Raw genomic sequence first — 13,451 nt, forward strand, 5'->3', positions numbered from 1 at the left:
GGGACCGCCACCTCGGCCAGCTCCTCCGCCGTACGCCGTACGTCCAGGGTGGTGCCGATCCGCATCCCGGCCTCGTACAGGAAGGACAGCCGGCCCCGCGCCACCTCCGCCTGCCCGGACAGGGCCCTCAAATCCGTGGTGTCCCGGAAGGTGGCGACCAGACCCTGCGCGCCGCCGTAGGGCGCGGTGGGCCGGATGTTCACCGCCAGCAGCCGGTCCCCGGCCGGCAGGACCTCGTCGGTGGCGGTCTCCTGCGACTCCAGCAGCCGCGTCAGCCGCGGCCCCAGCCCCAGCTCCCGCACCTGCCGCCGGTCGGCGTCCGCGGGCAGGTCCAGCAGCCGCTGTGCCTCGTCGTTGGCGAGCAGCACGCAGCCCTCGCCGTCGACGATCAGCACGCCCTCGCGGACCGCGTGCAGCACGGCGTCGTGGTGTTCGTACATCCGGGTCATCTCGGCCGGGCCGAGTCCGTGGGTCTGCCGCAGCAGGCGCCGGCTGACCAGAGCCGCGCCGCCGGTCGCCAGCACGAGCGCCCCCGCCGCCGCGCCGAACAGCATCGGCAGCTGACCGTTCAGCACGTGGCTCACGTTGGCGTACTGGATGCCGGCGGCGACCATGCCGACCACGCGCCGGCTGGCGTCCGTCACGGGCACGACCGCGCGCACGGCGTCGGTGGGCTCACCGTGGAACGTCTCGGTGAACGTCTCGCCCGCCGCGGCCCGGCCGACGCCCTCGGCCTTCGTGCCGATCAGCGCGGGCACGGGGTCGGCGAGCCGGATGCCGTGTCTGTCCAGGACGCTGACGAAGTCGACCTGGGCACCCTTGCGCGCCTGTTCGGCGGCGTCCTGGAGCCGGGCGGTCGGGTGCGGCGACCGCAGCGCGAGCGCCGTCCCGGGCGCGTGCGCGAACGCCTCCGCCGCGGCGAGGGAACGCTGTTCCGCGTTGCGCTGGGCGTCGTAGCGCCCCTGCACGACCAGGGCGGCGGCCGCCACCGCCACCAGCAGGAGCATGATCAGTGCCTGCAGCAGGAAGACCTGTGCGGCGAGCGTGCGGACGCTCAGGGACGACGAGAGGCGGCGTCCGCGTGACGGCCAGGGCCTTCGACCACGGCCCGGTCCGGATGACCCGCCGACGCCGGGCGGTGGCGCCGTGCGCGCCCGTGGCCAGCGGGAACGTCCGCTCATCTCCCTTTTCTAGCACTGGAACTCGGTGACCGGCGACCGCTGTACCCGCCGATGGCCGAGGCACGGGCGCGGTGGACGCCGTGCGGCGCCCGTCAGGCGGCCCGCGCGGGCGGGAACATGCCGCTGAGTGGAGCAATCCGGGCGCGCCGCGGTCCGGCCGACCAGGCTGGGAGTCTTGTCGAGTTTCCGTCACAGGAGTCCGTGTGCGCAGACCCCGTATGCCGAGGACGGGACATACAGGTCGGGAACGGGAGGGTGGCGCCGGCGCGCGGACGCGGTTGTCGGCACCACCGGCCTGGATGCGGTGGCTCCCGGCGCTGTACGTCGCGGGACTCCTGGTGCTGGAGCCGGTGACGCCCGTGGAGTGGCCGGTGAGCTTCGTGCTGATCGCCCTGCCGCTCGTGACCGCCTTCGCCCACGGCCCGGTCGCCGTCGGCGGCGCCACCGTGTTCGCCGTCGTGCTGGAAGGGGTGCTGGCCGGCACCCCGTGCTGCGCGGGCCGCGCTGTCGGGTACCTGTGGGACCGCCACTACGTGGCCGCCTACTTCTGCACCGGCCTGGTCGGCGTCCTCGGCATGATCCTGGCCGCGCACCGCGTCCGCCGCGAGCGCACGCTGGCCGACGTACGCTTCGTGGCCGACATCGCCCAGCGGGTCCTGCTCCGGCCGGTGCCGCACCGCATCGGCAGCCTCCGCCTGGAGAGCCTCTACCGGTCCGCCGCCGCGGAGGCGCGCATCGGCGGCGACCTGTACGAGGCCGTCCCCACCCGCTACGGCGTCCGGCTGCTCATCGGCGACGTCCGGGGCAAGGGGCTGCTCGCGGTGGAGACGGCCGCGGCCCTGCTCGGGGCGTTCCGCGAGGCGGCCCACGACGAACCCGCGCTCCCCGCCCTCGCGGACCGGGTGGAGACCAGCATGAACCGCAGGGTGATGCTGCTGGGCGGCAGCGAGGCGGGCGAGCGGTTCGTCACCGCCGTCTTCGCCGAGATCCCCCCGCGGGACCCGCTGGTCCGCGTGGTCAACTGCGGCCACCCGCCCCCGGTCCGGCTCCGGTGCGGGGAGGTGACGGAACTGGACAGCGGCCGCTCGGCGCCGCCGCTCAACCTGGGCGTGCTGGAGGGGGAGCCGTACCACGTGGACACCTACTCGTTCCGGCCCGGTGACCAGCTCCTGCTGTACACCGACGGCATCACGGAGACGCGCGACGCCGCCGGCACCTTCTACCCGCTGCTCCGGCGGCTGCGTTCCTGGGGCTGCCTCCCGCCCCGGGAACTGCTGGAGCGCCTCCACCAGGAGCTGCTGGAGTACAGCGGCGACCGGCTGCAGGACGACGTCGCGGCGCTCGCCGTCCACCTCACCGCCGACGCCCCGTCCGGACCGCCACCGCCGGCCGGGTGAGGCACGGCGCGGCGGCCCCGACAGGACCGGCGACCGCTCAGAAGGCCGTGTGCGCGAACCAGCGGTCGAGCACCGCGGTCTCGCCCGAGACCTCGAAGGCGGGCTCCTGGTACGACCGCCGCCCGTAGAGCAGCAGGAGGAGGTCCGCGGCGTGACCGCGCACCGTCACCGCGGGCGGCTCGGACGCGGCGTCGCCGGCGCGCGGCAGCAGCCGGAAACCGTGCGGGTCCAGCCGCACCCGCCACTCCTCGCCGGTGCCGGCACAGCCGAACGCGAGGACCTCGCCGTCACCGCGCAGCTTCGTCACACCGGGTGCGAACAGCCCCGCGTAGGGCAGGTTGACCAGGAACTCGTCCACCCCGTCCGCGGCGAGCACCGGGTCGACGTCCGACTCCCGGCCCAGGGCGTGCTCCGCGTCCACCCGGTGCACCAGCGTCTCGCAGAGCATCCGGCGGGCCCAGAACCGCGCGTGCTGGTCCTCGCCCCAGGCCCACATCGCCGCGCCGGGATTCGTGGCCCGCAGCACGGCCGCGACCTCGGGCAGTCCCGCCGCCAGCCAGTCGGCGAGATCCCGCTCGTCGCCGGGCAGTCCCAGTTCCACGTCACGGCTGCGCGGCGGTTCCTGCACCCGCCGGGTGAGCAGCGCGCAGAACCAGCGCTGCACCGCTCCGACGTGCCGGGTCAGCTCGGCCAGCGTCCAGTCGGGGCAGGCGGGCACGGCGCCCGCGGGGTCGGCGCCCCGCACCGCCTCGGCGAACCGGCGGGTCTCCCGCTCGATCGCCTCCCGGTAGGTGTCGTAGGGCAGGGGGTGTCCCGCCCCGTTCGTCGTCGCCATCTGCTGCCGCCGTTCCGTTCCGGGCACGGATGCCCCTCCGCTTGGTCGCGAACAGTGTGACGGCTGGAGTGCGCTCGAAGGCAAGCGGGTCCGCGACCGGTCAGCGCACGCGGGCCACTCCCGCGTAGATGCCGCTGCCCTCCGGTTCCGCCTCCGAGGCCGGCGCGCCCCACTCGGTGGCGGTCACCAGGCCGGGCGGTACGAGGTCCAGGCCGTCGAAGAAGCGCGTCACCTGCGCGCGCGAGCGGAAACCGAGCTGGATGCCGCCCCTGGCGTACTCGGCGGTGACCTGCGCGGCGAGTTCCGGGAAAAGATCGGAGGCGGCGTGCGACAGCACGAGATAGCTGCCCGGGGGCAGTGTGGCGACCAGGTTCCGGACGATGCCGTGGGCGTCCTGCTCGTCGGAGACGAAGTGCATCAGCGCGATCAGCGACAGCGCGACCGGCCGGCTGAAGTCCAGCACCTGCCGGGCGTGCCGGACGATGGACTCCGGCTGCCGCACATCGGCCTGGATGTAGTCGGTGACGCCCTCGGTGCCGCTGACCAGCAGTGCCTCGGCGTGGCGCAGCACGATCGGGTCGTTGTCGGTGTAGACGACCTTCGCCGACGGCACGATGTCCTGCACGATCTGGTGCAGGTTGGGCGGCGTGGGGATGCCGGTGCCGATGTCCAGGAACTGGTCGACGCCCCGCGCGGCGAGCCAGGCGGCGGCCCGGTGCATGAACTGGCGGTTCTGCCGTGCCGCGTCCTTCGCCTCGGGCGGCAGCCGCTGACCCACGGCCTCGTCGACCGGGTAGTTGTCCTTGCCGCCCAGCAGCCAGTCGTAGACCCGCGCGGGATGCGCCTTGCTGGTGTCGATCATGACAACTCCGTTTGAGGCGTGGCCGGTTCGGGCCGGGTGTTCGATCATCCTACGGGAAGCGCACCACCCCACGGGCGGGCCGGAGTCGCCCCGCGCGTCCACCGCGCCGTCCGCGTCGGCCTGTTGCCGGTCGTTGTCGCTGCGACGGGTGCCGCGGCCGTCCGCGCGGGCGCGGATCACCCGGGCGGGACGGCGAGTTCGTCCACCACGGCCTGGAGGCGGCCCCCGTGGTGCTCCGCGATCCGCCGTTGCCGTACGGCGCCGGTGCCGCCGTGCTGGACCTCGCTCAGCCAGTCGCCGACCCACCGGTCGTCGCCGTACCGGCTGAGGTGCGACTCGACGCGTTTCCAGAGTTCCTCCACCAGCCGGCCGACCGCGGCGGGGGAGCAGTCGCGGGTGTGGGTGGCGGGCAGAGTGCCGTCCGTCCCGTGCCGGGCGGCCTGCCAGCACGCCGCCCGCAGCAGCGGATCCGGTACGTCGGGGGCGGGCTCGCCGGCGCGTACCGCGTCCACGGCGCAGCCGACCAGGGCGCGGACCAGGAGCGCGTAGGCCGTGGTGGCCGCGGGTCCGGGCAGCACGTCCGCGACGCGTACCTCCAGGGTGGGCAGGTGCGGCGAGGGCCGCACGTGCCAGTAGACCATCGACGGGTCCATCGCCGCCCCGCTGGCCACGAGATCGCCGACGACCTGTTCGTGGTGGGCGGCGCCGCGCAGGTACGGCGGAGGCCCCGCGAGCGGCCAGCGGCCCCAGACCAGGGAGCGCCAGCTCGCGTATCCGGTGTCCGTGCCGTCGCTGTACGGGGAGTTGCCGGTGAGGGCCAGCAGCAGGGGCATCCAGCCCCGCAGGTGGTTGACCGCCCGTACGGCCTCCTCCCGGTCGGCGACCCCGACGTGCACGTGGCAGGCGTTCACACCCTGGTCGTGGACGAGCGGCCCGAAGCGGCGCACGAAGGCGCGGTAGCGGGCCTTGTCCACGACGGGCGGCGGGCCGGGTCTGCCGAGGACCGCACTGCCACTGGGCACGAGGAGGCAGTCGTACTCGGCGGCGGCCGTCGCGGCTCCGGAGCGCAACCGGACGATCTCCGCCTCGAGTTGCCCGGCGGTGCGGCACACCGCGCTGACGGTCTCCAGCTGGGCCTGGGAGACCTCCGCCGTGGCGTGCGCGGCGCCGAGGCGGGCTCGGGCGGCCTCCACCACGGCCGGGGCCCTGTGCACGGCCGCCCTGCTGTGCCGTGCGGCCAGGACGAACTCCTCCTCCACGCCGACCGTCGGCGGCACGTTCACCTCCGCCGGGGACACGGGCGTACCGGCGGCGGGGGTCACGGCATCAAGCGGCTCTGGCACGACCAGCCCTTCCGGAAGACAGCGGGACGCACTTCTGTCGAGCTCGCGGGCGACTCCCGCTCGCCGGCGCGCAGCGGGCGGGAGCACACATGGTCGTCCCCGTGTGCGGTGCACGACAAGCGGCTGCCCGGTCACCGTCGCGGAGCGCCCGCCGCCCCTGCCGCGTGCGTCACCGGGGACGGCACCGTCCCGGGAAAGCGCAGGTCCGACGGGGATGCGCGGACGGCGCCGCGTCCCGGGCCGCGGCGGCGGACCGGCCCACCGCACCGCACGCGGCCCGAGAGCCCTCCCCGGCCTGGCCGAACTCCGACGCGAAGCCCTCGGCACCGGGCCGGCCGGCACCGGGCCGCAGGGCCCGCGCGGCCGGGCACCTCACCCGCGCGGCGCCCCCGCGCGCAGTCCGTCCATGACCAGGTCCATGAGGCGGGCGGCGCGGGGGCGCCAGTCGTCGCCCGGGTCGAGCTGCCACAGACCCGCGATCGCGAGGAAGAAGTCGTCGGGACTGACCCCGGGCCGGATGGTGCCGGCCTCCTCGTTGGCGCGGAGCAGGAGTTCCGCCGCCCGCGCCACCGGCGTGGGCGAGGGCTTGGCGGGGCCGCCGGGCGCGCCCGTGACCTGCCGGATGGCGTCGGCCAGTCCCGCCTTGGTCATGGCGAACTCCGACAGCCGGTCCATCCAGGCGCGCAGGGCCTCCTCGGGCGCCCGGGCGGCGAGCAACTGGTCCGCGCTGTCGGCGACCTGCTGCATCTCGTGGCGGTAGATCTCCAGGACGAGTGACTCGCGGTTGGGGAAGTTGCGGTAGAAGGTGCCCTGCCCGACCCCGGCCTTCCTGGCGATCGCGCTGAGCGGGGTGTCCGCGCAGCGCGACAGCTCGATGACGGCCACTTCCAGGATGCGCTCGCGGTTGCGCTGGGCGTCGGAGCGCCGGGGTGGGTCCGTCTGCTGCGGCACTCGTCCTCCTCGGGAGGCGGTACGTCCCGCCCTTGCTAAGCGGACATCTGTCCGTTAGGTTTCCGGTAGCGGACAGCTGTCCGGTCACGTCCACCATACCGACGGACGCGTCCCGCCGGCAGTCGTCACCCGCACTGTCCGCCCCGCCACCTCGCACCGTCGCTGCGCCACCCCGCACCCACCGGCCCACACGGCACACCGTCCGTGCCGCCCGCCGGTCTCCGTCTGTCCCTGGAATGCGAAAGAAGCAGCTCATGGCCTTATCGACGTCCAGTGTCATCACTTTGAAGATCAACGGCGAGAAGCACACACTGCCCGTCGACCACCGCACCACCCTGCTCGACGCACTGCGCGAACGGCTCGACCTGACCGGCACCAAGAAGGGCTGCGACCAAGGGCAGTGCGGGGCCTGTACGGTCCTGCTGGACGGCCGCCGGTCCGTCGCCTGCCTCCAGCTGGCCGTGACCGCCGAGGGCCGGGAGATCACCACCATCGAGGGCGTGGCCGACGGCGAGCGGCTGCACCCCGTGCAGCAGGCCTTCCTCGAACTGGACGGGTACCAGTGCGGCTACTGCACCCCGGGCCAGATCTGCGCGGCGATCGGTGTCATCGAAGAGCACGCGGCCGGCTGGCCGAGCGCCGTCACCGAGGACGTCCGCCCCGAAGCGGGGCCGCCGGACCTGACCGCCGAGGAGATCCGGGAGCGGATGAGCGGCAATCTGTGCCGCTGCGGCGCCTACGTCTCGATCGTGGAAGCGGTGGCCCGCGCGGCGCAGACCCGGCAGGACGCGGCCACCGCCCTGCCGGACGCCGAGGAGGCCGTGGCATGAGGGAGTTCGACTACCAGCGGGCGCACGACGTCGCCGGTGCCGTGGCACTGCTCGGCACCGACCCGGACACCCGCTTCCTCGGCGGCGGCACCAACCTCGTCGACCTCATGAAGAGCGGCGTCGAGCGCCCCGCCAGGCTCGTCGACATCCGCGAACTCCCCCTGGACGACGTGGAGTCGACGCCCGAAGGCGGCTTGCGCATCGGTGCCACCGTCACCAACGCGGACCTGGCGGCCCACCCCGAGGTCCGGCGCCGCTACCCGGCCCTCGCCCAGGCGGTACTGGCCGGCGCGTCGGGGCAGCTGCGCAACATGGCCACGGTCGGCGGGAACCTGCTGCAGCGCACCCGCTGCGGCTACTTCACCGACGTCACCCGGCCCTGCAACAAGCGCCTTCCCGGCAGCGGTTGCCCCGCCGTCCAGGGCGAACACCACAACCACGCGATCCTGGGCGCCTCCGACCACTGTGTGGCCGTCCACCCCTCCGACATGGCCGTGGCCCTGACCGCGTTCGACGCCGTGGTCCACTTCGAAACGGCGGACGGCCCCGGCCGGTTGCCGCTCGCCGACTTCTACCTGCCCGTCGGGGACACCCCGCACCGGGAGACCGCCCTGCCGCCGGGCGCGCTGATCACCGGCGTCACGCTGCCGCCCGCCCCGGTCGCCGCCCGCTCCCGCTACCGCAAGGTCCGCGAACGCGCCTCCTACGCCTTCGCCATCGGCTCCCTCGCCGCCGCGCTCGACATCCGGGACGGCGTCGTCCGGGACGCGCGCCTGGCCTTCGGCGCCGTCGCCTCCCGCCCGTGGCGGGCCCTGGCCGCCGAACGCGTCCTGGTCGGCGCGGCCGCAGGCGCCGAGGCCTACGCCGCCGCGGCGGACGCCGAACTGGCCGCGGCACGGCCGCTGCCGCACAACGGCTACAAGGTGGACCTCATGCGCAACCTCGTGGTGGCCGTCCTGTCCGAACTCGCCGAGGAGGCCGCACGATGACCGCCGCCACCACCGAGACCGCCGCCCACGCGCCGGTCGTCGGCACCGGCCACACCCGGATCGAGGGCCGGGACAAGGTCACCGGAGCGGCCCGCTACGCGGCGGAGGTGCCCTTCGCCGGCCTCGCCCACGGCTGGCTGGTGCTCTCCACCGTCGCCCGCGGCCGCATCCGCGCCCTCGACACCGACCGCGTCCTCGCCATGCCGGGCGTACTGGCCGTCCTGGACCACCGCAACGCGCTCCGCCTCACCACGGACTACACCGGCCTGCTGGGCACCCGGCCGGACCCGACCTGCGCCGTCTTCCAGCACGACCGGGTGCCGCACCTGGGCTGGCCGGTGGCACTGGTCGTCGCGGAGACCTCCGAGCAGGCCAGGGAGGCCGCCGAGGCGCTCGTCGTGCACTACGAGCAGGAACCGCACGACATCGAGCTGACCGCGGAACACCCCGGCGCCTACCCGGTGGACGGCCACATGCCGGCGGTGACCGGCAAGGGCGACCTGGAGGCCGGGCTCGCCGCCTCGGCCGTCGTCGTGGACGCCGAGTACACCACCCCCGAAGAGCACCACAACCCGATGGAGCCCCATGCTGCGACGGCCCGCTGGGACGGCGGACGCCTGGAGGTGATCGACTCCAACCAGGGTGTCACCTGGGTCGTCGGCGAACTCGCCAACCTCTTCTCGCTGGACCCGGCCGCCGTGCGCGTACGTTCCGAACACGTCGGCGGCGGCTTCGGGAGCAAGGGGGTGCGCGCCCACCAGGTGGCCGCGGTCATGGCCGCCACCCTGCTGCAGCGGCCCGTACGGGTCGTCCTCACCCGGCGCCAGATGTTCTCGCTGGCCGGCTACCGCAGCCCCACCACCCAGCGCGTCCGGCTCGGAGCCGGCCCCGACGGACGCCTCGTCGCACTGGAGCACCGCTCGATCAGCCTCACCTCCACCGTGCACGAGTTCGTGGAACCGAGCGCCGCCGTGGCACGGGTGATGTACGACGCCGACGCCCACCACACCGCCAACCGCGTCGTCCGGCTCGACGTGCCCACCCCCACCTGGATGCGCGCCCCGGGCGAGGCGCCCGGTTCCTTCGCACTGGAGGCGGCCCTGGACGAACTCGCCGAGAAGTGCGGGATCGACCCGGTCGAACTGCGGCTGCGCAACGAACCGGAGCGGGGCCCGGTGTCGGGCCTGCCGTTCGCCGGCCGGAACCTCGCGGCCTGCTTCCGGGAGGGAGCCCGCAGGTTCGGCTGGGCGGACCGCGACCGGCGCCCCCGGCAGCGCCGGGACGGCCGCTGGCTGCTCGGCACCGGCACGGCGGCGGCCTCCTTCCCGTCGGGAGCAGCGCCCTCGACGGCGACGGCGACCGCGCACCCGGACGGCACCTTCACCGTCCGGATCTCCGCGGCCGACATCGGCACCGGGGCCCGTACCGCGCTCGGCCTGGTCGCGGCGGACGCGCTGCAGGTGCCCCCGGACCGCATCCGGGTGCGCATCGGCGACAGCGACTTCGGCCCGGCGATGATCGCCGGCGGCTCCATGGGCACCCGCTCCTGGTCCTGGGCGGTCAAGGCGGCGGCCGGCGAACTGCGCGAACGGCTGGCCCTGGGCGCCGACATCCCGCCGGAGGGCGTCACCGTCCGGTCGGACACCACCGAGGCCATCGGCTCCCTGGCGCCGGCCGAACGGCACTCCTTCGGGGCGCAGTTCGCCGAGGTCGCCGTGGACCCCGCCACCGGCGAGGTGCGGGTACGGCGCATGCTGGGCATCTTCGCGGCGGGCCGCATCGTCAATCCGCTCACCGCGCGCAACCAGTTCCGGGGCGGCATGATCTGGGGCATCTCCATGGCCCTGCACGAGGAGGCGGTCCGCGACCGGGCCTCCGGCGGCCCCGTCGGCGCCGACCTCGCGGGCTACCACGTGGCCACCCACGCCGACGTGCCGCACATCGAGGCCGACTGGATCGACGACACGGACCCCGAGGACCCGGTCGGGATCAAGGGCATCGGCGAGATCGGCATCGTCGGCGCCGCGGCGGCCGTCGCCAACGCGGTCTGGCACGCGACCGGCGTACGCCACCGCAGCCTGCCCATCCGGCCGGACCGCGTCCTGTCGGCCCCCGGGCCCGCGGGGGCGCCGGATGCTTGACCTGGCCGGTGAACTGCACCGATGGATCACGGAGGGCCGGGAGTTCGCCGTCGCCACCGTGGTGACCGTGGGCGGCAGCGCACCGCGCGGCCCCGGCGCGGCCCTCGCCGTCGACAGCGCGGGCACCGCCATCGGCTCGGTCTCCGGCGGCTGCGTCGAGGGCGAGGTGTACGAACTGTGCCGTGCGGCGCTGCGTACCGGGGAGACCGTGCTGGAACGGTTCGGCTACAGCGACGAGGACGCCTTCGCCGTGGGACTGACCTGCGGCGGAACGCTCGACGTGCTGATCACGCCGGTGGGCGCGGCGGCGCCCGCCCGGGCGGTCCTCGGGCCGGCGCTGTCGGCCGCCGCCGAGGGGCGGCCGGCGGCCCTCGCCCGGGTCGCCCGCGGCCCCGCCGGACTCCTCGGCGGAGCCCTGCTGGTCCGGTCCGACGGCAGCTGGGAGGGCGGTCTCGGCGGCCACCCGGGACTGGACCGGCTGGCGGCGGCCGAGGCCGGGGCCCTGCTGGAGGCGGGCCGCACCGGCACGACGGACCTGTCGGCGGACGGTTCGCACTGCCCCGGCGGCCTGACGCTGCTGGTGGAGTCGAACGTGCCGCCCCCGCGCATGATCGTGTTCGGTGCCGTCGACTTCGCGTCGGCGCTGGCCCGGGCCGGCGCCTTCCTCGGCTACCACGTGACCGTCTGCGACGCCCGCCCCGTCTTCGCCACCCGTGACCGCTTCCCGGACGCCGACGAGGTCGTGGTCGACTGGCCGCACCGCTATCTCCGGCGCACCGGGACCGACGCCCGTACGGTGCTGTGCGTGCTCACCCACGACCCGAAGTTCGACGTACCGCTGCTGAAGGAGGCCCTGCGGAGGCCGGCCGCGTTCGTCGGGGCGATGGGCTCGCGCCGCACCCACGAGGACCGGGCGCGCCGTCTGCGGTCGGAAGGGGTCACCGAGGGCGAGCTGTCCCGGCTGCGCTCGCCCATCGGCCTCGACCTCGGGGCCCGCACACCGGAGGAGACCGCCCTGTCGATCGTCGCGGAGATCGTCGCCGCCAGGCGGGGCGGCTCCGGCGTCCCCCTGACCGGCGGGAAGACGCCGATCCACCACGGCAACGGGGCGGGGGGAAGGCCGGCGGTCGCCTGAGCAGGGGGCCGGCGCGGACGGCCCCGGGCCGGGCCCGGCGGCGGCACCGCCGGGCCCTGTCCCTCAGTCGCTGTGCACCCCGACCTCGCGCAGGGAATACCCCCACCCGGTGCCGCGCTGCGTCCCCATGACGCGGACGTAGCGCGCCGGTGTGCCGGTGAACCGCGCGGTGTCCAGGCCGCCGTCGCCCGTAATGGTGGACCAGACCGTCTGCCAGTTCGCGCCGTCCGTCGACAGCTGGATGCCGTAGGCCTTCCCGTACGCGCGCTCCCAGTCGAGCGTGACCCGCCCGACCCGGTGCGTGGAGCCCAGGTCGATCCGCAGCCACTGCTCGTCGCTCCACTCGCTGGCCCAGCGGGTGTCCCGGTCACCGTCCACGGCGCGGCCCGGTGCGTAGCTGGTGAACGGGTTCCACCACTCCGTCGAGCTGGCCGTGGCCGGTGCGCCCCGGGCGAGGTCGGCGTCCGCCTGGTGCCGCTCGGTCGCTCCCCAGGCGTCGAGGTAGGACTCGGCGCCCCGGAAGAGGTCGTTCACCACGCTCTGGCCGCCGACGAGCCGGATGTCCTCGATCCAGTCCGGGACCAGGCCGTAGTGCGCGGCTCCGTCGGTGTTCAGGTCCCAGGTGCGCTCGCCCGTGGTCTGCCGGTCGATGAGGGAGCCGCCGTCGACGCTGCGGAAGGGGTAGGTGACCTTGTGCGGGGCGTCCGCGCCGCGGGGACCGGGCCAGCCGCCGACACCGTTCATGTCCGTGCCGAAGCCGTAGCCGACGCCGTACGCGTCCCGCAGCGCCTTGGTGCGGTTCGCCTCGGCCACGAACTGCTCGGAGCCGTTCATGTACTGGGCGACGAAGCCGCCGAGGCCGTAGACCCGCTCGGTCCAGTTCAGGTCCATCCAGCTGTGCGAGGAGATCACACCGGGGTAGGAGCCGGCGTCGAGGATGTCGAGCGCGCGGCCCACGGCCTTGACGCTCATGTGGTCGATCTCCAGCATCATCTTGCGCTTCATCATGCCGCGCACGGCGTACTCGCCGAGGTCGGTGAGCCCGCGGACGTTGCACTGCGCGTCCGAGGCGTACGACGGGACGCGCACGCCCGCCGGGAGCTTCGCCTCCGCGCCCGGCGCCGCGGCCGAGCCGATCGGGTTGTCGTGCTGCGGGCCCGCGCACTTCTCCGTCTTCCAGAACGTGCCGGTAGACAGGAACTGCCCGACATTGATGGCCGTGCCGAGCGTGCCGGAGTCGAAACGGACCCCGCACAGCGCGTTGTCGAACTTGTGGCACAGGAACATGCTGCGCACGCCCAGCGCGTACAGCTCGTCCAGGCCGGCGTCGATGTCCTTCCGGTCGCACTGCGGGACGTCCAGGATCTGCTTGCACCCGAACGGCTCGGAGGTCTCCACGCCCAGGACGACCGCCAGCTTGCCCTGCTCGATGACGTCGCGCGCCTGGGCGCTGTCGGTGACGATCCGGAACCAGCCCTTGCCCGGGCCGCCGTACATCGTGTCGACGTAGGCCTGGAGGTCGTACGTCAGCTTCGCCTGCAACCGGATGGACGTCATCTCGTCGCAGCCGCGGTCCTTGAAGAAGTAGACCGAGCAGATCACGCCGTTGGTGACGAGGTCGTTGACGAGCACCCGCTGGCCGCCGCGCCAGGCCCGCTCCACCCAGGCGTAGTAGTTCTGCTGGTGGGTCAGGGAGTCGTGGGCGGGCCAGTCCCTGAAGGTGGGCCAGCCGACCGGGTCGTGCCTGCCGTCACCGCCCTTGGTGATGAAGTCGAAGACGGCCAGCG

10 protein-coding genes and 1 pseudogene are annotated in these 13,451 nt (G+C 74.4%); 5 read left to right on the forward strand and 6 right to left on the reverse strand.

Annotated elements, in window-relative coordinates; genetic code table 11:
• Positions 1-1,025 (reverse strand): annotated as a pseudogene (locus tag IE312_RS39240) (PAS domain-containing protein); the annotation flags it as partial.
• Positions 1,026-1,480: 455 nt separating this feature from the next.
• Between IE312_RS39240 and IE312_RS08235 the strand changes: the two are divergent.
• The gene (locus IE312_RS08235; protein ID WP_189979818.1) at positions 1,481-2,578 is read left to right on the forward strand and encodes a PP2C family protein-serine/threonine phosphatase; all 1,098 of its coding nucleotides are present in this window, start codon (positions 1,481-1,483) and stop codon (positions 2,576-2,578) included.
• Positions 2,579-2,615: 37 nt separating this feature from the next.
• Here IE312_RS08235 and IE312_RS08240 read toward each other — a convergent pair whose 3' ends face one another.
• From IE312_RS08240 to IE312_RS08255, 4 genes are all read right to left on the reverse strand, one after another.
• Positions 2,616-3,440, reverse strand: a complete 825-nt coding sequence (locus IE312_RS08240; protein WP_229899329.1) for a maleylpyruvate isomerase family mycothiol-dependent enzyme — start codon at positions 3,438-3,440, stop codon at positions 2,616-2,618.
• A gap of 73 nt (positions 3,441-3,513) precedes the next feature.
• Positions 3,514-4,275, reverse strand: coding sequence for an SAM-dependent methyltransferase (locus tag IE312_RS08245; protein ID WP_189979820.1), 762 nt, complete (start codon positions 4,273-4,275; stop codon positions 3,514-3,516).
• Between the two features lie 176 nt (positions 4,276-4,451).
• Entirely contained in the window at positions 4,452-5,618 is a 1,167-nt protein-coding gene (locus IE312_RS08250) for a carboxylate-amine ligase (protein ID WP_189979822.1), read from the reverse strand.
• Between the two features lie 372 nt (positions 5,619-5,990).
• Positions 5,991-6,569 carry a TetR/AcrR family transcriptional regulator gene (locus IE312_RS08255; protein ID WP_189979824.1) on the reverse strand — a complete coding sequence of 193 codons (579 nt, stop codon included), beginning with the start codon at positions 6,567-6,569 and terminating at the stop codon, positions 5,991-5,993.
• 254 nt (positions 6,570-6,823) lie between these two features.
• Here IE312_RS08255 and IE312_RS08260 point away from each other — a divergent pair, with 254 nt between their 5' ends.
• The 4 genes from IE312_RS08260 to IE312_RS08275 are packed head-to-tail and all read left to right on the forward strand — an operon-like array spanning position 6,824 to position 11,664.
• The gene (locus tag IE312_RS08260) at positions 6,824-7,399 is read left to right on the forward strand and encodes a (2Fe-2S)-binding protein (protein WP_189979826.1); all 576 of its coding nucleotides are present in this window, start codon (positions 6,824-6,826) and stop codon (positions 7,397-7,399) included.
• A complete protein-coding gene (locus IE312_RS08265; protein WP_189979828.1) occupies positions 7,396-8,388 on the forward strand; it encodes an FAD binding domain-containing protein in 993 nt (330 codons plus the stop codon). The genes IE312_RS08260 and IE312_RS08265 overlap by 4 nt, the downstream gene beginning before the upstream one ends.
• Entirely contained in the window at positions 8,385-10,529 is a 2,145-nt protein-coding gene (locus tag IE312_RS08270; RefSeq protein ID WP_189979830.1) for a xanthine dehydrogenase family protein molybdopterin-binding subunit, read from the forward strand. Before IE312_RS08265 ends, IE312_RS08270 begins: the two co-directional genes overlap by 4 nt.
• Positions 10,522-11,664, forward strand: a complete 1,143-nt coding sequence (locus IE312_RS08275) for an XdhC family protein (RefSeq protein ID WP_189979832.1) — start codon at positions 10,522-10,524, stop codon at positions 11,662-11,664. Before IE312_RS08270 ends, IE312_RS08275 begins: the two co-directional genes overlap by 8 nt.
• A gap of 63 nt (positions 11,665-11,727) precedes the next feature.
• Here IE312_RS08275 and IE312_RS08280 read toward each other — a convergent pair.
• Positions 11,728-13,451: galactose-binding domain-containing protein (locus tag IE312_RS08280; protein ID WP_229899331.1), on the reverse strand; the 1,724-nt coding region annotated here is incomplete at its 5' end.

The organism is Streptomyces capoamus (assembly GCF_014654935.1).
In the GTDB taxonomy this organism is placed as follows: domain Bacteria; phylum Actinomycetota; class Actinomycetes; order Streptomycetales; family Streptomycetaceae; genus Streptomyces; species Streptomyces capoamus.